Origin of the sequence: Streptomyces sp. Inha503 (genome assembly GCF_047215865.1) — a bacterium.
GTDB lineage: Bacteria > Actinomycetota > Actinomycetes > Streptomycetales > Streptomycetaceae > Streptomyces > Streptomyces lycopersici.
This window is the reverse complement of the sequence record NZ_CP178360.1, coordinates 570,559-588,893: the sequence shown is the minus strand read 5'-3', so window position 1 is coordinate 588,893 and position 18,335 is coordinate 570,559. Positions and strand designations below refer to the sequence as shown.

The window sequence follows — 18,335 nt, the reverse complement described above, 5'->3', positions numbered from 1 at the left end:
GGGCGTTTCAGACGGCGGGCGGAACGTCGACGGCGGTGCCGCCCTGGCGCGAGGACTCGACAACGGCCTGGATGATCTCCATCGTCCGCAGGGCGTCGGCGAACGTGGCGCACGGCGGCAGCGGTTCGGCCACGCCCGCGACCTGGTCGAGGAAGGCCCGGGCCTGGTAGGTGAACATCTCGGCGTTGCCGCCGCCCACGCCCGGTGCCTCCATCGGGTAACCGCCCTTGAAGTAGGGGAGGTTCGGGCCGGCGATGATCTGGCGGGCGCCGCTCGGGCGGGTGTCGGGCCGTGCGTCGTCGAAGAGGTACTCGGCCGGGCGGTGCTGGTCGAACGCGGCCCGGCCGCCCACGCCCAGGACGTCGAACGAGAGCCCGTTGGGCAGTCCGAAGGCGGTGCGCGAGACCGAGAAGGTGCCGACCAGACCGGACTCGAAGCGGACGGTGAAGGACGCGGTGTCCTCGTTCTCGACCGCGCCGAGCTCGTCCGAGACGGGCGCGGCGTTATGCCCGACGACCGCGCCCAGCGGCAGGGGCCGCTTGGGGATCTGCGTCGACAGCGAGGCGCCGGAGACGGCGGTGATGGGGCCCGCGATGTACTCGGCGGTGTCGATCACGTGCGCACCGACGTCCCCGAGCGCGCCGGAGCCGGGCCCGCCCTTGAACCGCCAGCTCAGCGGGCCCTTCGGGTCGGTCGCGTAGTCACACCAGTACCGGCCGCTGAACAGGGTCGGCTCGCCCAGTTCATCGCGCAGGACATGATCGCGGATCGCGGCGATGGCGGGAGAGCGGCGGAAGGTGTACCCGACGGCGGTCACCACATCGGCGCCACGCTCCAACTCGGCCATCGCCCGGGCGTCCTCGAGCGTTCCCGCCAGCGGCTTCTCACACAGCACATGCTTGCTGGCCGCGACCAGTGCCTCGGCGATCGGGCGGTGCAGATCGTTTCCCACGACGATGCTGACGGCGTCGATCGTCGGGTCCTCGGCGACGGCCTCCCAGCTCGGCAGCGCCTTCTCATAGCCGTAGCGGCGGGCGGCGTCCTCGCCGAGTGCGACGTTGGCGTCGGCTATCGCGGCCAGCCGGACCGGCGGCAGACCCGCGTCGAAGACGGTGTTGACGTTGCGGTAGCCGGCGGCATGGGCGCGGCCGGCCATCCCGGCTCCGATCACCGCGACGGAGAGGGGCTGGGCGGACGTGGTCATGGCGGATGCCTTTCGAAACGAGGGAAAGAGAGGGACGGGGAACGGGACAGCGGCGGGGGACCGGTCAGAAATGGGCGGCCAGGTATTCGTCGATCTTCTTCCGCATGAAGGCGGAGGACTCCCTGGCCCGTTCCTCCCAGGCGAAGACGCAGGCGGTCAGGGTGGAGTCGAATCCGTGTGCGCGCAGTGTGCGGAAGAGCTCGTCGAAGTCCACCTCGCCCTGGCCGATGTCGAGGTGCTGATGGATCCGGGCCGGGGTGCCGGGCGGGTTGAGGATGTAGCGGTTGCCCGAGGACGCGGTGTGGTCGAAGGCGTCCGCGAGGTGGACATGGGTGAGGAGGTCGCCCGCGTACTCGATGATGCCGGGCGCGTCGTCGCCGATGTGGAAGGTGTGCGGGGCGCAGTAGAGGAAGCCGGCGTGGGAGTGGTTGATGCCCCGGATCAGGTTGATCGCGTCGTAGCCGTTCTCGATGAAGTCGTCCGGGTGGGGTTCCAGCGCGAGCTTGATGCCCTCGCGCTCGAACAGCGGGAGCAGCTCCTCCATCGAGCGCCAGAACTGCGCCTCGCTGCGGTCCGGGTCCTCGGGGCGGCCGTTGAACTCCGAGATCATGCTGTCCACTCCGAGGTCCGCACAGATCTGGATCGAGCGCTTCCAGTACCGGACCGCGGCCTGCCGTGCGTCCTCGTCCGGGCCGGACCAGCGGAACAGGGGCAGCAGGGAGGAGACGCCCACTCCGGCCGTGTCCAGCGCCTTGCGGAACTTCCTTACGGTGGCGTCGTCGACACGGGGGTGGCGGAAGAAGGGGATGAAGTCCTCCCGGGGGGAGAGTTCGATCCACTCGTAGCCCAACTCGGCGACGACTGAGGGCAGTTCGAGAAGCGGAACGTCGCGGATCATAAACGGGTCGAGGGCGATCTTCACGGGGAATCCCTTCGGGTCGGGGGAACACGGCCGGAGTGGGTCATGGGCGTCACCGGGTGCCCTTCGCGGCGAACTTCGCGATCGCTTTGTTGGAACGACAGGACAATTTAAAGCGCTTTAAGTTCTGGTACTATCGGCCGTGCCGCATGAGGGTGTCAAGGGTGTCGCACAAGGAGATTCGCGCCGGGAGGCACAGGTGGAGGATGGTGGTTCCGGGGTGGAGGACGGTGGTTCCGGGCGTCACCAGAACGGCACGCCCAAGCGCCCCAGACTGGAGGACGTGGCCGCGCGGGTGGGCCTGTCCACGGCATCGGTCTCCCTGGTGCTGCGCGGTGTGCCCGGCCCGAGCGAGCGGACCCGGCAGCGCGTCCTGAAGGCGGCCGCCGACCTCGGCTATCAGGTGGACCGCACCGCCTCCACACTGGCCAGCAGACGCAGCCGCCTGCTCGGCGTCATGGTCGACATCCACAGCCCGTTCCACGCCGAACTGGTCGAGCACCTGCACACCGCGGCCGAGGAGGTCGGCTACGACCTGGTCCTGAGCACCCTCACCCGCACCCGCGACGAACGGACCGCGGTGGACACCCTGCTGGCCTTCCGCAGCGAGGCGCTGATCCTGCTCGGCCCCACCGCACCCGCGGACGCGCTCGCCGTGCTCGACAACAAGGCCCCCGTCATCACCGTCGGCCGCCGGATCGCGGACACCGCCCTGGACGTCGTACGCACCGCTGACGACGACGGCGTGAGTCAGACCATTGATCACCTGGTCGGCCTCGGCCATCGCGAGATCGTCTACGTGGACGGCGGGAAGGGGGCCATCGCCACCGACCGGCGCCGTGGTTACCGCACCGCCATGCGCCGCCACGGCCTCGGCGACCACATCCGTGTGCTATCCGGAGACAACACGGAAGCGTCCGGCGAGCGCGCCGCCCGCCACCTCCTCGACGGCGGCCGACTGCCCACCGCGGTGGTCGCGTACAACGACCAGTGCGCCATCGGCGTCCTGGCCGCCCTCGCGCGCGCCGGAGTCGCCGTCCCGGGCGAGGTGTCCGTGGCCGGCTACGACGACGACACCCTCTCCCGGCTGAGCTGCTTCAATCTGACCACCGTCAGCCAGAGCGCCCGGGAACAGGCCAGGCACGCGGTGACCGCCGCCGTGGAACGCCTCGACCAGGACCGCACCGAGCCCCGTGAGGTCGTCCTCACCCCGCGCCTCGTCGTGCGCGGCACCACGGCCGGGCGCGGATAGGGGAACGCGGCGCTCGACGCGGCCGTCCGCCGGGCCCGTCCGCCGCGCCCGTCCGCCGCGCCCGTGCGCCGGGCTCAGTCGTTCCATCGCTTGCGTGCGAAGGCGGCCGATCCGGTCACCAGGGTGTTGGGGGGAATGTCCTTCGTGACGACGGCACCGAAGTCGATGCCGAGCCCGTGGTCGGTGTAGAAGGGCGGATAGACGGTGACGGAGTCGGGGACGGGCTTGCCGACGATCTCGGACAGCAGGGCCGCGCGGGCGGCCTTGTCGTCGAAGGGCAGGACGTTGAGCCGTGACGTGAGCGTGGTCACGTGCTCGATCCGCTCGGCCACCCGCGCGAACTCGGCGGTGCGGACGTAGAGACGGTCTTGATCAGGCATGAGGATTCCTCACGATGGTGGCGTTCGGACCGCGGCCGTCGGATGGCACCCGTACAGCCGTCGGACGACACCCGTCGAATACGACAGCCGCTCAACCAGAGGTTGGCCGGAGCCATCAAAGCCATCCGAGGACACCCGACAAACAACGATCAGGGCGGTCATGAACAACACTTGGTTGTCCGCATAGAGTGGATGCATGGACGTCATGGCCGTGCGCACCTTCGTCGCCGTCGCGGACGCGGGGCAGTTCCAGGAGGCCGCCGCCGGTCTTTCGGTCACGCCGCAGGCCGTGTCCAAGCGTGTCGCCGCGCTGGAGAAGGAGCTCGGTGTCCAACTCTTCACCCGTGACGCCCGTGGAGCGCGGCTCACCATCGACGGCCAGGCGTTCCTGCCCCACGCCCGGACCTTCCTCCACTCCGCCGAGCGCGCCGTCGCGTCCGTACGGCCGGGCCATCGGGTGCTACGCGTCGACGTGATCGGCCGCCAGCTCTCCCTGACGGGACTGCTGCGCGGCTTCCATCTCGCCCACTCCGAGATTGAGCTGGACGTCGTGACGCTGTTCGACTCCGACACGGCCATCGCCGCGGTCCGGGACGGGATCATCGACGCGACGTTCCGCGCCGTGACCATGCCGGGCCGATCGTTGCCCCGCGGCGTGGAGGCCACTCCCGTCTTCGATGAACCGCTGCACCTGTTCACCGGACCACGACACGAGTTCGCGAACGCCCCCGCGCTCACCCCCGCCCAACTCGCCGGGCGGCGGATCTGGATGCCCGGCAACCTGCCCGGCACCGAGTGGGCCGCCTACTACGACGAACTCGCCACCGCCTTCGGCGTCGTCATCGACTCGGTCGGCCCGGACTTCGGCATCGAGGCGCTGCTCGACACCATCGCCGGTTCCACGACACTGGCTACCTTCGTCAGCGAACAGACCCCCCTGGTGTGGCCGGCCGGCCACGACCTGCGCCGTATCCCCCTCAAAGACCCCACCCCGCTCTACCCCCACTCGCTGATCTGGCGTACCCATGACCGCCACCCCGCCCTGGCCGCCCTGCGCCGCCATCTCACCGCCGCGTATCCCGGCCGCCCCAACAGCGGCGTCTGGGTACCGGAATGGACACAGCCCAAGCGTTGACGGGCATTCGGCGCGATCGCCGTCGAGCCTGTGCGCTGTCCGGCGAACCCGGCGGGACAGCGCACAGACGTGACGTGGGCCCCGACTACCCTCGTGCCACCGCGATCGAGCCCTTGAGCCGTTCCCCCGCCTCGTAGATCATGTACGGCACTCCGTGGTCGGTGCCGAACGACGGCGCCGCCGCCCTGCCGTTCTCCGGTGGCGCGGAGCGGGAGTTGTAGAAGACACCCAGATGGCGACGGAGCGAGAAGTCCGCGCCCACCTCGGTGATCATGATGTCGCCGCCGCTCTCCTTGTCCTTGTTGTAGACCACATAGGCGGAACCGTTGCGCGTGAGCAGGTGGGGGCCGCCGACGTTCACCGCGCCGACATCCGAGTGGCGTACCAGCGGGGTCTGGTCGAAGGTCCAGTTCCGGCCGTCGGCGGACCAGCCCCAGCAGATGTCACGGTGGTCGGTGGTGTTTCTGTACATGAACAGCATCACATAGCGGGCTCCGCGTGACGGCAGATTGTGGCGGAAGACCCTGGCGTACGAGGTCTCGGTGGTGCCCGACGGCATCATCGAGGCGGACAGGACGACCTTGTCGTACGTGAAGTGGACGCCGTCCCGGGAGCGGGCGAGCCGTGTCGTGGTGTTCTCGCCGTGGAAGTACAGCCAGAACTCCTTGACGTCCTCCTTCCACAGCACATGTGGTGAGGAGACATGGCTGACCGAGTAGTGCGGGGACCACTTGTTGGACACGATCGGGTTCGCCGGATACTCCGTGAACGGGCCCTCCAGCGAGTTCCCGTAGGCGAGGCAGATCCCGCCGGGCGCGTCGTGCGGCGCGTAGTAGAGGTAGTAGCGGCCGAGCGGCGACGCCAGCTTGTCGTAGACGCCGCGCACGGTCGGGAAGATGATCTCGCCCGTCGGGTTGTACTTCAGCTGTGACGGCGTCAGCAGCGTCCGTACGTAGGTGTAGTCGGGGAAGCCTCCGGGCGCGGCCGACGCTCCTTGCGTCGACAGGCCGCCGAGGGTGAGCGCGGCGCCGGTGACGGCGGTCGCGCGCAGGAACATACGACGATCCGGGCCGGACTGCGGCTCTTGCATGATCGGCTCCTGAGGTCGGGGTGCTGTTGAGAAGGGTTGTTGTTGAAAGGGTTGTTGTCGGATGGACGTCACAGTTGGGTCGCGGCGGTGACACACAGGCCCCCGAGCGCCACGGCCCACACATACGGCAGCGTCCGCACCATCACCTGCTGCGGTGAGACACCCGCGTACTGGGCGGCCCACACGGTCTGGGTGCTGGTCGGGTCGGCGACGCCGAAGACCTGGTTGTACGAGGTGGCCATGCCGAGGACGGCGGTGGCCGGGTAGATACCGGTGGCGATGAGGACACCCGCGATGCCGGCGCCGAGGCCGAAGACATTGAGCGGGCCGCGGTACAGGCACAGCGGCACAAGTACCGTGAAGACCAGCACGAACAGCACCGCGTTCTGCGGGCTGACGGCCTTGACCAGCGGTTCCAGGGCGTCGACCGCACCGGGCAGTTTCACCGCGGCGAGCAGGATCCCGATCGCCACGAACAGCGTGATCGGGGGCGCCGCCACCTCGAAACCGCCGTACAGGGTGCGCAGCAGCCGCCGGTTCATCTCGCGCGGCCGTGTCGTCGTCACCAGCGCGTACAGCACTCCCGCCAGCAGCGAGGGAATGATGGCCAGTTCGAAGCCCAGGGCCAGGACCAGCGGTACCACCGGCGTCAGCAGCGCGTACCACGGGGCGTCGCCGAGCAGTTGCCGTCGGTTGCGCGAAGTCGGCCTGTCCTCAAGCGACTTGAGCGACCAGGTGTGCTCCACGCCACGCCGCCGCGACTCCACCACGACGTACGCGACCGCCGCCACCAGCGCGAACGGGAACAGCTTCACCATGAAGCCGCGCACGGTGTCCACGGGCAGTTCCAGCGCCGTGGAGAAGAACTGCCACACCGGAAGCTCGAACGGGACACCCACCGCGATGCCCATGAGGATCGTGCCGGCGGCCGTCACCTTGGGGATGCCCACCGCGATCATGGCCGGGATCCCGATGAGCCCGGCGAGCATCGCCGCGGGCGCGGACCCCGTCACCGTGCCCACGAGGGCCGACACCGCGAGGACGCCGAGCGCCACGATCACCGGCCGGTCGCCGCCGAACTCCACGATCTTGCGGACCAGGGTGGCCGCGATACCGGTCTCCTCCAGGAGCTTGCCGAGCCACGAACCGAGCAGGATCGCGACCATCGTGGCCGCCAGCGCGGGCGCGCCCTCCTGGAGCACCGTGTCGAGCACGCTGTTCTTCCCGGTCAGCGGCGCGCCCGCGGCGAACGCGATCGCCACGGCGAGCAGCACCAGCGCGAACGCGGTGGGCAGCCTGCGGGTGAGCATGGCGGCGACGCCCGCCGCCATGAGGAGCAGAATTACGACACCCATCGATCCGTCTCGCTTTCGGGCACCTCTGGTTTTTTGGACATTGCGGCGGCCAGCGCCTCGGTGAGCAGCAGGGGGCTGCGGCCGAGGCCGCAGGCAGCGCGGGCGTAGGCATGCGCGGCGAGTTCGTCGGCGCCCGCGACGTGCGCGTACAGACGACGCGGCCCGAGCCGCAGCGCGGTGTGGCCGAGCGCCCGCTTGAACTCGGCCCGGACACGCGTGTGATGGAGCCAGGCGTGCGCCCGCTCGTGGGCGAGGGCCGCGGCCAGCACCGAGCCCGCGGGAAACCAGTTCCGCCAGCCCAGCTCGACGATGAGCCGTTCGGCGCGGTCGACCGTGTCGACGTACACCTCGACCACCGGCGGTCGCGAGCGGTACCGGGCCAGCAGACCGGCGGCGAGCCCGCCGTCCCGCTCGACCACCCGGACCGGCACCGGACCGGGCCTCATGCGGCGGCCGAACTCCTCGGCCGCCTCGGCCCACCGGCGCAGGACCAGCGGATCGCGGCCTTCGTGCGTGGGCGTTCCCGCGAGCAGCCGCACGGCGAGGTCCAGATCGTGGTCGCGGTCCTGGTCGTGGTCGCGGCCGAGGTCGAGGCCGTGGTCGCCACTCATGCGCGGGACTCCACGACCGCGACCACCGGCTCGTCGGCCGCGCGCGTACGCAACTCGCTGCGGGCCAGCGCGAGCAGCGCCTCGGGTTCGAGCACCCCGGACAGATCCGCGATCCGGCCGCCCACCAGCAGCCGTACCGCGGGCGCCCGCACCCCGCCGTCGCCGTACGAGGTGGACTCCCGCACCAGCGAGGCGAGCACCTCGCCGGCCGCGCCCACGGTCGTCGTCCGCACCCGCGCGTCGGACACTCCCAGTCGCACCACCCCGTCCGCGTCCACGACCCGCACCGGCTGCCGCCCCGCCCGCAGCCGGCGCCGCACCTCCGTGCCGTACACCGTGTACGCGTCCGTCCCGGCCAGGATCCTCACCCGGGCCTCCTGCTCCTTGAGGCTGGTGGCGGCCGCGCGCAGCCGCTCGGCGTCATCGGCGCGGTGCGCCCGGTCCCGGGTGCGCAGTTCGGTCGCGCCGGTGGCGACGGCCCGTACGGTGCTGGTCTGCGGGTCGACCGTCACCTCGACCTCCACACCGTCGGCCGCGGCGCCCTGCGCGACGACCGCCCGTTCGGCCTCGGCGCGCACGGCGAGGATGTGCTCCTGGGTGGCGCCGGGGATGATCCGCTCGACCTGCTCGCGGACCAGCGCGAGGGCCACCCCGATCGGGCTGATGACCTCGTGGTGACGGGCGACACGCCCTTCCAGACCGGCGGCCCGGGCCAGATGCGGGGTCACGGCCGCCGCTCCGCCGCCCCCGCCCACCAGGACAGTGGTCTCCCGGCCGAGCCGGTAGTCGCGGATCATCGTGTCCACGACCGCCCGCACCGACGCCGTCCCCGCGTCCAGCACGGCCCGCGCCGCGCCCGCCACGTCCATGCCGAGCAGGGCGGCGAGCGGGGCGAGCGCCGCCCGCGCCACCTCCGGGTCGCACGCCGCGAAGTCGCCCTCGGGGACCCGGCCGAGCGCGTTCGCCGCGCACGTCATCGTCACGGCGAACCGGCCGCCCGCCGCGTCCAGGACCACATGGTCGTCGGGGTCGCCGTCCATCGGCCGGACCGTGGTGACCTTCGCGTCCCGCAGCTCGTCGAGCGAGGCGAAACAGGCGTAGGGAAGCCCGGCGATATGCGCGCTGCGCGGGCCGACGCCCGTGACCTTCCCTCCGGAGATCCGCACCATGGAGCCGCCACCGACACCGACGGTGCGCACATCCAGGGCGTTGAGGTACGACGCCCTGCCGAGGATCGTCGCGTGCCGCACCGCCACCTTGCCGCGCCGCACCACACTGATGTCCGTCGACGTGCCACCCGTCTCCAGGAACACCCCCTCGCTGATCCGCTCCCGCATCAGCGCCCCCGCCACACCCGCCGCCGGCCCCGACAGGACCGTCAGCAGCGGACGGCGCCGCATCTCGTCCAGCGACATCACACCGCCGTCGCACCGCATCACCATCAGCGGCGCGGTGACCCCGGCCTTGGTGATGGAGGAGTCGACGAGATCGGCCGTGGCCAGCATGCGCGGCAGGATCGCCGCGTTCACCACGGCGGTACGGGTCCGCTTGTGCAGCCCGTACAGCGATGTGATCTCGTGTGCCGCCGCCACCGGCAGCCCCGTGGACCGCGCCACGTCGAGCACGGCCTGCTCCCCTTCGGGCCGGTCCACCCCGAACGGCTCGGTGGCGACGATGACTTCGGCGCCCTCGTCCCGTACGTGGGCCACGGCCGCCCGCACCGCGTCGCCGTCGAACGGGTCCGCCACATGCGCGTACACCAGCGGAAGCCGCTTGCCCGGGGCCACTTCCAGCTTCCCGAACGCGGCGAGGCGCCGGGTGAACACCGCACCCGCCCCGGTGCCGATCCCGATGAGCCCGACCTTCGCCACATCGCCCTCCAGGAGCGCGTTCGTGGCCTGGGTCGTGCCGTGTGCCAGGAACGTGACGTCGGCCGGGGTGCGCCCGGCCTGTTCGAGGAGACGGCCGAGCGCCTGGACGATGCCGTGTGCGACGCCGTCCTCATGATGGTGGCTGGTGGGCACTTTCACCTGGCCCACCGGTTCGAGTGTCGTGGCGTCGACGGCCACGGCGTCCGTGAACGTGCCGCCCACGTCGATGCCGACGCGGACGCGACGGTCAGGGGACATGTCAGGCACCTCCTTGTGCGTTGACGTGCGTATGTTGCCGAAGGGGGGACCGGTCGAAAGGGGACCCGTCAGTAGCCGCGGACGTCGGGCCAGCTCCTTTGCACACCCGCCCGGTCCAGTAGCCGCGCGAACTCCTCGAACCGCTTGTCGTCCGCCTGCACCTGGGCCGGCTCCACGTCCTCGGCCAGGCAGTGCGCGGCGAGCGCGCCCGCGACCTCGCCGACGTTCCACTCCACGGGGTGCAGGCGGTAGCAGCCGTTGGTGATGTGCGTCGTGCCGATGTTCTTGCCGGCGGGCAGCAGGTTCCGCACCCGGCGCGGGACCATCGCGCCCAGCGGGATCTCGAACGGCACCGAGCCGATGTCGATGTAGCTGTCCCCGCCGGTCGAGGGGTGCAGATCGATGCGATAGCCCCCGACCCCGACCGAGTCCCGGTAGTGCTTGGTGCCGTACGGGCCCACGACGTCGATGGCGACGTCCTGCTCGACGACGGTCGTCACCGCCTTGATACGCCGCGACTCGCGTATGTAAGGCCCCTTGGCCAGTCCATCCGCCGTGCCCGTCACATCGGGGCGGATGCGCAGTCCGGGGAACCCGGTGCCGCCGTCCGCGCGCGGCGCCTCGGTCTGGAGCCAGTACAGGACGGACAGCGACAACTGCCGTGCCTCGTACAGCGCGTCGGCCTCCTGGCCGATGAAGGGCTTCAGCCAGTAGTCGTTCAGGGGCCAGTTGACCAGCGTGATGTCCGAGTCGAAGGCCCCGGGCCGGTGCAGCTTGCGGGCCAGGATCCGGCGGAAACCCCACAGCTCCTTGTCCCCGGCGTCCGCGCTCTGGTCCGCGCTGACATCCAGCGGATCCAGCTCGGGGTTGGGCATGAACGTGCGCGGGACGGACTCCAGGGTCCGCGGGTCGGGAGCCTCGAACCCGAGCAGCGGCCCCGGCCAGAATTCCGGGCGGTAGGCGCGCCAGAAGTCATACGTCCCGGGCCGGTCGATGGTGTGGTCCTCGCCCTCGTGGTGGGAGAGCGCGAAGCACACCGTGATGCCCTGCTGGTTGCCGGGCTGGGCCTGGGCGGGGGCGTGCGGCTCCCCGAACTCGGCGTGCGACTCGGCCCCGCTCGTGTGCTCCACACCGGCCAGCTCGAGCAGCTCACCGGTCTCGGTGGCGTCGATGACGTAGGGGGCGGCGACGGTGCGCAGGGTGCCGTCGCGCAGGTCCCGTACCGTGACGGCCGTGATGGCATCGTTGTCGTGCTCGGCGGAGACGGCCCGGTGCTCGGTCAGGACGGTCAGCAGCCCGGAGGCCCGGTGGGGCGCGAGCATCGCCTCCAGCACGGCGAGCGCTACGCGCGGCTCGTGGCACAGTTTGCTGACGCGCCCGGCGCCCGGGTTGAGTTCCGTGAGCCCGAGTGCTTCGCTCCGCAGCGGATACCACTGCCGGTAGTAGGCCCGGATGCCCTCGCGCAGGGCCCGGTACGTCGCCGTCGTGCCGAACCGCTCCACCCACGGGTGCTCGTCCGGCGGCACCGCCTGCGCCGTCAACTGCCCACCGATCCAGTCGGTCTCCTCGGTCATCACCACACGCCGGCCCGCGCGGCAGGCGGCGAGTGCGGCGGCGACGCCGCCGAGGCCGCCACCGACGATCAGGATGTCTGGCTGGGGTATCACCGTGCTCCTCGTGGTCGTGACTGAACTTGGTTCCATGGCCCCGGAGTTGGCCCCCGGGGGCCGGCCGCTGCGGTGCCGGTCGCTACGGTGGCGGGATGGGCGGGCCCGATGTCTCGCCCGCACGGAACTCGCAGGCCACCAACGGCTCCCGCGCCTCCTCGCCGGCCACGAGCGCGGCGAGCAGCCGGACGGCCGCGGCGCCGAGCCGGTGCCGGGGGATGTCGAACCCCATCGGCACGGGCCGGGTGGCGAGGTCGGCGGGCGGGCTCCCGAGCAGCCCCAGCGAGACGTCACCCGGGCAACTGAGCCCGGCCTCCCGGACGGCGGCGTTCAGCGCCCGCCACGCCGCCCCCGTGTCGGTCTCCTCGGCCACGAACGCGGTCACACCGTCCGCGACCAGGGCCCGCACGCGCCGCGCGGTCAGCTCACGCGCCGGATCGGCGCAGCGCAGCACCGCGCCGGGGCCGCCCGCGACGCCCACCGCCGCCAGGCCGTCCAGGAAGCCCCGCTGGCGGTCCGTGGACGGGGGAGCGTCGTCGTCCTCCCGTACGAGCACGATCCGCCGATGCCCCAACTCGGCCAGATGGGCGACGACTTCACGGCTGGCGCTGACATAGTCGGCGCCGACCCAGGCCAGCCCCTCCAGCTCCTCGCGGCGGCCCAGATGCACCACCGGAAACCCGTCGGCGACGAGCCGCTTCAGTTCGGCGCGCGGTACGTGCCGGCCGAGGAAGAGGCAGCCGTCGGCCAGCCGGACCCGGCTCAGCGCGTCCGGTCCGGCGGCGCCCGCGCCACCGCTGCTCGACCCGGTGAACAGCACCAGGTCGTAGCCCCGGGCGGCCGCCTCCTGCTCCACGCCCACCAGGAACGGGTAGTACGAGTGCTGTACATCGGTCGGGAAGGTGGCGGTGAAACTGAAGACGCCCAGCAGGTTGTTGCTGGCCGCCGCCAGCCGCCGGGCCGCCGGGTCCGGCACGTAGCCGAGACTGCGGGCCGCGTCGAGGACGCGCTGCCGGGTCTCCTCGGAGATCGCGGCGGCTTTGCCGCCACCACGCGCCGACAGGACCAGTGACACCGTCGCCTGCGACACTCCGGCGAGCCCGGCCACCTCGGCCTGCCGCGGCCGTGACGTACGGCTCGCGGAGCCGGAACTCCGTCCCGGTTTCGCCCGCTTCTTCGGCTGATCCACCCCTGACGTCCCCTCGCTCACCGATCCATTAATGCGCATTACTAATGCGCATTAACGAACTCTGGCGTGAGCTTCACCCACCGTCAAGAGCCAGGACCGAACCATTCCGACGGAACGCACACCCCACGGAGCGCGCGGCGATCACCGCCGCGCCGAGCCGACGCCCGGTCAGGCGGGCCGTGGCTGGCCAGTCGACTCGGGTAGTCTGACCATCAGGTTCACTTCGTGAACATGCGTGTCAGCCCCTCGATCACCATCCGGCGGAGGCTCCCATGAGCAAGTCGACGAGGCCGTCCGATGCCGCGCGCGCGGACCGGGGCGACCAGGCCGATATCCAGGCGGTGAGCCGGGTCAGCCAGATCCTGTCGCTGTTCGAGCCCGCCACTCCGGAAGTGACCGCCGTCGAGGTCGCCGAGCGGCTCGGCCTGAACCGCACCACCGCATACCGGTACTGCACATCCCTGGTCGCGGCGGGGCTGCTCGAGCGCAATGCCGAGGGCAGCTACGTACCCGGCGGTCTGCTGCTCCAGCTCGGTGCCTTCGCCATCGGCCACCGCAGTGTCATCAACCTCGCGCCGCGCCATATGAGGGCGCTCGCGCGCGCCACGCAGTCGACCGTGGTGCTCAGCCTCTGGGGCCTCACCGGGCCGGTGGTCTCCCGGGTCGAGGAGAACATCTCCGCCGTGGTCGTGGTGTCCGTACGGGTGGGCAGCCATCTGCCGCTGGATTCGGCGCAGAGCAAGGTCTTCCTCGCCTACCACGCCGACCAGCTGTCCATGGAACGGCTGATGGCGAATCTGTCGGGCCAGGCGCGGGAGGAACTGCGCGCCGACGTCGAGCGGGTTCGCACTGTGGGCCACTGCTCCGCGATGAGCACTCCCGGTGTCGTCGCGGTGGGGGCGCCCGTGTTCGACGAGGACGGCATCTGCGCCACGATCGCGATCGTCGGCCCGGACAACACCCTGTCGATGTCCGACGACACCCCCGAGCTGAGTGTCGTCGTCGACACCGCGCGTGCGCTCACCCACGAACTCGGCGGCCACTACCGGCCCGACGACCTTGGCCGACGCGCGGTGTAGGGCCGCCGCGGGGCGTACGGGGGGTGGGCCGGGTGGCGCCGGGTCAGGCCAGTTTCGGGATCGTGCTGTCGTCGGCCATGTCGACGTCCCTGGTCTCCGGGCCGAGGAAGCCACCGAACGCGATCAGTGCGCCGGCGAGCGCGATCAGGACGGCAGGGGCGAGGTGCGAGGGCATGAAGCCGTCGAATTGCCGCAGATAGAACTGGTAGAACGCGGGCGCGATGAGCGCGAGGCTGTACCCGACGCCATAGCCCGTGGAGCGGATGCTCGCCGGGAACCGCTCGGTCAGATACGCGGCGATCGGGCCGAACGTGCCGACGGTGAAGACGCCGATCATGACACCCCAGCCGAGGGCGGTCCCCAGGCCACCGTCGGAAACCATCAGCAACGCGTATGAACCGGCGCCGATCACCATGACCGACAGACCGTAGCCGATGTAGAACCGCCGCCTCCCGATGCGCTGGGAGAGCAGTCCGAACAGGGGGTAGGACAGCGCGGCGGAGGCGTTGATCACGAGCATGGTCAGTGTGACCTGCTTGCTCGACAGCAGAAGGTGCTCCTTGAGCTGCCCGGGGGTCACGGCGGCCTCCATATTGGTGGCCAGCCAGGTGCCGGTCATCAGCACGAACACCTGGGCCAGCGATTTCGGGTAGCGCACCAGCAGCCGCGCCAACGGCAGTTTGTGCCGTGCCCCGGTGTACTCGGGCGGCGGTTCGTGCACCTGCGTGAGGTAGTAACGGAACAACAGGGCCGCCAGCAGCGCACCGGCCAGGAAGGGTATCCGCCAGCCCCACTGCACATAGGCGCTGTGCAGTCCGGCGGACGGCAGCGCTTGCAGCAACAGCAGGGTGAGCGCGGCGATCATCGCGTACGCGGCGGGGGAGGTCGCGGTGATGAGCGAGGCGTTGAGGCCGCGCTTGTGCCGTGGGCTCCACTCCATCGCCAGGGGCACCGCGGTGGTGTACTCACCGCCGAGGAAGATCCCGTCGATGAATCTCAGCGCGATCAGCAGGCCGACCGACCATGTCCCGATCGTCTCGTGACCCGGCAGACACGCGGTGATCAGCGTGATGATGCCGAAGCCGCCGACCGCGACGAGTGTGGTGCGCTTGCGGCCGACCGTGTCGGCGAAGTGGCCGAAGATGATCGCGCCGAGCGGGCGGCCGATGAGCGTCGAGGCGAACACCAGCGATGCGAGGAGGGCCGTGGTGCTCGCACTCAGATGCGCCGACTGGAAGTAGTCCGTCGCGGGCGCGAGCACGACGATCGGCAGATAGATGTCGAACTGGTCGACGAAGTAGGCGAACGCCCCGCCACGCACCGCGGCGCGCGCCTTGGCGGTGTCCGGACCGTGCGGGGTGTTCGGACCGTGCGGGGCGTTCGGGCGAGCGTCGTCGTCCAAGGCCGCCGACTGCTGCTCTGCGGGGGGCAGTGGGGACATCGCGTCCTCCGGGATCGGTTGCTGGCTGCCCGCAGCTCTGAGGTGCCACATGCGGCGCGTTGCGAACTGCGTGTTCACGAAGCGAACTGCTGACTACCCTAAAGTTGTGACTTGCGTCGCACAAGACTGCTGCAAGGGGTTGACTCGCGGTCTACAGTGAAACGGAAATTCACAATGCGAACCGAGGTGGTCTCCTATGAGGGAACGTCCTGCCATCGCCGCCGTCCTGGACGGACTGGTCGACATGCATGTCCACTCCGGCCCCAGCCCGTTTCCCCGTCGCCTCGACCACGTCGAAGCCGCGCAGGACGGCGCCCGGATCGGGATGCGCGCCATGGTCGCCAAGTCCCACCACCACAACACCCAGATGGACATCCTGGCGATGAGGGGACGCCTGGCCGGAGTCGCCGCGTCCGCCTACGGTGGCATCGCGCTCAACAGCACCGTCGGCGGCCTCAATGTGCACGCGGTGCGCATGTGTCTGCGCATGGGCGGCAAGGTCGTCTGGTTCCCGACCATCTCCTCGGGCCGGCACATCGACTGCCACCCCGAGGACGGGGCGTTCCCGACCACCACCGTGCCCCTGACCCTGGAACGCATCGACATCGTCGACGAGAGGGGTGAACTGAAGCCCGAGGCGGCCGAGATACTCGACGAGATCAAGGAGCAGGAAGCCGTCGTCAACGGCGGCCATATGTACCCCGAGTACATCCGTACGCTGTTCCGGGCCGCGAAGGACCGCGGCATGACGCGGATGGTCGTCAGCCACCCCGACTATGTGATCGGCGCCGACCCCGAGCTGTGCCGCGAGCTCATCGCACTCGGCGCGTTCATCGAGCACGAGGTCGGCATGTACGACCCCGAGGGGACGCAGAAGAGGGATCCGAAGCGGCTGCTGACCTGGATCGAGGCGCTCGGCCCCGAGCACACCGTACTGGCCTCGGACTTCGGGCAGGCGATCAACCCGAAACCGGTGGACGCCTGGTTGCGGGTCGCCGGGGCGCTGCTCGACCTCGGCCTGCCGGAGAAGGACCTGCGGCGCATGGTCCGCGACAACCCGGCCCATCTGCTCAACCTCGACAGCTGAGTGACAGCCGAGCGAAAGGACACCACGGTGTACGAGAAGGACGACCCCCGCTCCTCGCTCGCGACGGCGACCGCGCCACGGCCGGACAGCGGCGCCGCGATAGCCGCCGCGCAGTACTTCGATCTGCACCGCCTCGCCCCGCCCGGCGCCGCGACACCGGACGCCCGTACCGCGGTCGTCCGCGCTCAGAACGTGGTGCTGGTGCACACCGAGGCGCGGGCCGGAGACGACCTCGACAACGGGACGCTCGACGGTGAGCTCGCCGTGGTGGTCACCGGCGCATCTCCCGCCTTCACGGTGGTCACCGGCGACGGCACCACACGCATCGACGCGCCCGGGCTCGTCGTGGTCCCACCCGGTGGCTCGCGGATCAGCGCGCACGGCGACGGCCCGCTGATCCGCCTGGTCGAGGCCGGCGAGCCGGCGTGGCGGGACCGGGCCGCCAACGTCGAAGCGTACGCGGAAGACCACCCGCGCGTCGCACCGCTGGAGCGGTGGCCGGAGCCCGTCGGCGGACCCGCCGTGCGGTTCTACCCGCTGGCCGAGGTTCCGGACGACCCGGCACGGTTCGGCCGCATCTTCCGCACCCGGTCGTTCATGGTCAACTTCCTGCCCGAACTGGACGGTCCGCGTGATCCGCGCAAGCTCTCACCGCACACCCACGACGACTTCGAGCAGCTGTCGCTGGCCGTACGGGGCCAGTATGTGCACCACATCCGCACCCCCTGGCTGAGCGACAGCTCCCAGTGGCGCGACGACGAGCATGTGCGGCTCGGCAGCCCGTCCCTCGCGATCATTCCGCCGCCCACCGTGCACACCTCCGAAGCCGCCGATCCCGATGTGAACCAGCTGATCGACATCTTCAGCCCGCCACGCACCGACTTCTCGGAGAAACCCGGCTGGGTGCTCAACGCCGACGACTACCCGATGCCATGAGCGCGCCACGACGCACGGGCGCCGGGCTGTTCGCGCCGGACCGCGCCACCACTCCGCTCGGCACCTGGCTGAAGATCGCCTCGGGTGAGCCGGCCGAGATCATGGCGTTCGCCGGGTTCGACTTCGTCGTGATCGACCTGGAGCACGCGCCGCTGGACCTCCAGACCGCGTACCGGCTGATCAACTCGGCCGCCGCGCTGGGCATGGTGCCTCTGGTACGGGTGCCGGACACCACGGACTCGACGATTCAGAAGATCCTCGACGCGGGGGCCATGGGCATCCTCGTACCCCACGTCGACACCGTCGAGGAGGCCGCCGCCGTCGGGCGGGCGTGCCGGTTCCCGCCCCACGGTGTGCGCGGCGCCGGCTCCACCAGCCGTGCCGGAGCGTGGGGGCTCCGCCCCGGCGCCGACTACCTGGCCACCGGCAACGACGACGTGCTGTGCGTCCCGCAGCTCGAGAGCGTCGAAGCCATCAAGGCCGCACCGCGGATACTGGCTCTCGACTCCGTCGACGCGGTGTTCGTGGGCGCCGCGGACCTTTCGATGGCGATGGGTTCCACGCCCGCCTCGCCGGAGGTGCTCGAACTCATCGCCTCCGCGCGGGAAGCCGCGCACACCGCGGGAAAGCGCTGCGGACTCGCGTTCGGCGGCGCGCCCGAGCGTGCCGCGCGGGCGGTGCTCGACGGCTGTGACTTCGTCCTGCTCAGCAATGACACATCGATGCTGGCGGAGACCGCGCGCGGGCTGGTCACGGCGTTCCGGGAAGCGGAGGGCCGCCGATGACGCTCTCCTTGCCACGCTCGGGAGCGGAGGGCCGCCGATGACGCTCTCCTTGCCACGCTCGGGAGCGGAGGGCCGC

16 protein-coding genes are annotated in these 18,335 nt (G+C 70.7%); 6 read left to right on the top strand and 10 right to left on the bottom strand.

The window, feature by feature from the left end; genetic code table 11:
- Positions 1 to 7: 7 nt before the first annotated feature.
- Complete coding sequence (locus ACJX2R_RS02660; RefSeq protein ID WP_413098554.1) at positions 8 to 1,204, bottom strand: Gfo/Idh/MocA family protein; 1,197 nt, start codon at positions 1,202 to 1,204, stop codon at positions 8 to 10.
- Positions 1,205 to 1,268: 64 nt separating this feature from the next.
- On the bottom strand, positions 1,269 to 2,126 hold the full coding sequence (locus ACJX2R_RS02655; RefSeq protein WP_413098553.1) for a sugar phosphate isomerase/epimerase family protein: 858 nt from the start codon (positions 2,124 to 2,126) through the stop codon (positions 1,269 to 1,271).
- Between the two features lie 217 nt (positions 2,127 to 2,343).
- Here ACJX2R_RS02655 and ACJX2R_RS02650 point away from each other — a divergent pair, with 217 nt between their 5' ends.
- Entirely contained in the window at positions 2,344 to 3,375 is a 1,032-nt protein-coding gene (locus ACJX2R_RS02650; protein ID WP_413105757.1) for a LacI family DNA-binding transcriptional regulator, read from the top strand.
- 74 nt (positions 3,376 to 3,449) lie between these two features.
- On the opposite strand, the gene ACJX2R_RS02645 is transcribed toward ACJX2R_RS02650, so the two are convergent.
- Positions 3,450 to 3,755, bottom strand: coding sequence for a hypothetical protein (locus ACJX2R_RS02645; RefSeq protein ID WP_413098552.1), 306 nt, complete (start codon positions 3,753 to 3,755; stop codon positions 3,450 to 3,452).
- 196 nt (positions 3,756 to 3,951) lie between these two features.
- Here ACJX2R_RS02645 and ACJX2R_RS02640 point away from each other — a divergent pair, with 196 nt between their 5' ends.
- Positions 3,952 to 4,890, top strand: a complete 939-nt coding sequence (locus tag ACJX2R_RS02640) for a LysR family transcriptional regulator (protein WP_413098551.1) — start codon at positions 3,952 to 3,954, stop codon at positions 4,888 to 4,890.
- 85 nt (positions 4,891 to 4,975) lie between these two features.
- Here ACJX2R_RS02640 and ACJX2R_RS02635 read toward each other — a convergent pair whose 3' ends face one another.
- The 6 genes from ACJX2R_RS02635 to ACJX2R_RS02610 form a co-directional block, all read right to left on the bottom strand.
- Positions 4,976 to 5,980, bottom strand: coding sequence for a hypothetical protein (locus ACJX2R_RS02635; protein WP_413098550.1), 1,005 nt, complete (start codon positions 5,978 to 5,980; stop codon positions 4,976 to 4,978).
- A gap of 68 nt (positions 5,981 to 6,048) precedes the next feature.
- Positions 6,049 to 7,335, bottom strand: coding sequence for a transporter (locus tag ACJX2R_RS02630; protein ID WP_413098549.1), 1,287 nt, complete (start codon positions 7,333 to 7,335; stop codon positions 6,049 to 6,051).
- The gene (locus ACJX2R_RS02625) at positions 7,323 to 7,946 is read right to left on the bottom strand and encodes a hypothetical protein (protein ID WP_413098548.1); all 624 of its coding nucleotides are present in this window, start codon (positions 7,944 to 7,946) and stop codon (positions 7,323 to 7,325) included. Before ACJX2R_RS02625 ends, ACJX2R_RS02630 begins: the two co-directional genes overlap by 13 nt.
- Complete coding sequence (locus tag ACJX2R_RS02620) at positions 7,943 to 10,075, bottom strand: hydantoinase/oxoprolinase family protein (protein ID WP_413098547.1); 2,133 nt, start codon at positions 10,073 to 10,075, stop codon at positions 7,943 to 7,945. Before ACJX2R_RS02620 ends, ACJX2R_RS02625 begins: the two co-directional genes overlap by 4 nt.
- Positions 10,076 to 10,143: 68 nt before the next feature.
- The gene (locus ACJX2R_RS02615) at positions 10,144 to 11,742 is read right to left on the bottom strand and encodes an FAD-dependent oxidoreductase (RefSeq protein WP_413098546.1); all 1,599 of its coding nucleotides are present in this window, start codon (positions 11,740 to 11,742) and stop codon (positions 10,144 to 10,146) included.
- 82 nt (positions 11,743 to 11,824) lie between these two features.
- Complete coding sequence (locus ACJX2R_RS02610) at positions 11,825 to 12,931, bottom strand: LacI family DNA-binding transcriptional regulator (RefSeq protein WP_413098545.1); 1,107 nt, start codon at positions 12,929 to 12,931, stop codon at positions 11,825 to 11,827.
- A 272-nt stretch (positions 12,932 to 13,203) separates the two neighbouring features.
- Between ACJX2R_RS02610 and ACJX2R_RS02605 the strand changes: the two genes are divergently transcribed.
- The gene (locus ACJX2R_RS02605) at positions 13,204 to 14,010 is read left to right on the top strand and encodes an IclR family transcriptional regulator (protein WP_086884854.1); all 807 of its coding nucleotides are present in this window, start codon (positions 13,204 to 13,206) and stop codon (positions 14,008 to 14,010) included.
- A gap of 43 nt (positions 14,011 to 14,053) precedes the next feature.
- On the opposite strand, the gene ACJX2R_RS02600 is transcribed toward ACJX2R_RS02605, so the two are convergent.
- Positions 14,054 to 15,451 carry an MFS transporter gene (locus ACJX2R_RS02600; protein ID WP_413098544.1) on the bottom strand — a complete coding sequence of 466 codons (1,398 nt, stop codon included), beginning with the start codon at positions 15,449 to 15,451 and terminating at the stop codon, positions 14,054 to 14,056.
- A 196-nt stretch (positions 15,452 to 15,647) separates the two neighbouring features.
- Between ACJX2R_RS02600 and ACJX2R_RS02595 the strand changes: the two genes are divergently transcribed.
- From ACJX2R_RS02595 to ACJX2R_RS02585, 3 genes are read left to right on the top strand one after another with little or no spacing between them, the layout of a single operon-like run.
- A complete protein-coding gene (locus ACJX2R_RS02595) occupies positions 15,648 to 16,538 on the top strand; it encodes a DUF6282 family protein (RefSeq protein WP_413098543.1) in 891 nt (296 codons plus the stop codon).
- Complete coding sequence (locus tag ACJX2R_RS02590; protein ID WP_413098542.1) at positions 16,539 to 17,474, top strand: hypothetical protein; 936 nt, start codon at positions 16,539 to 16,541, stop codon at positions 17,472 to 17,474.
- Positions 17,471 to 18,259, top strand: coding sequence for an HpcH/HpaI aldolase family protein (locus ACJX2R_RS02585; RefSeq protein ID WP_413098541.1), 789 nt, complete (start codon positions 17,471 to 17,473; stop codon positions 18,257 to 18,259). Before ACJX2R_RS02590 ends, ACJX2R_RS02585 begins: the two co-directional genes overlap by 4 nt.
- Positions 18,260 to 18,335 lie beyond the last annotated feature (76 nt).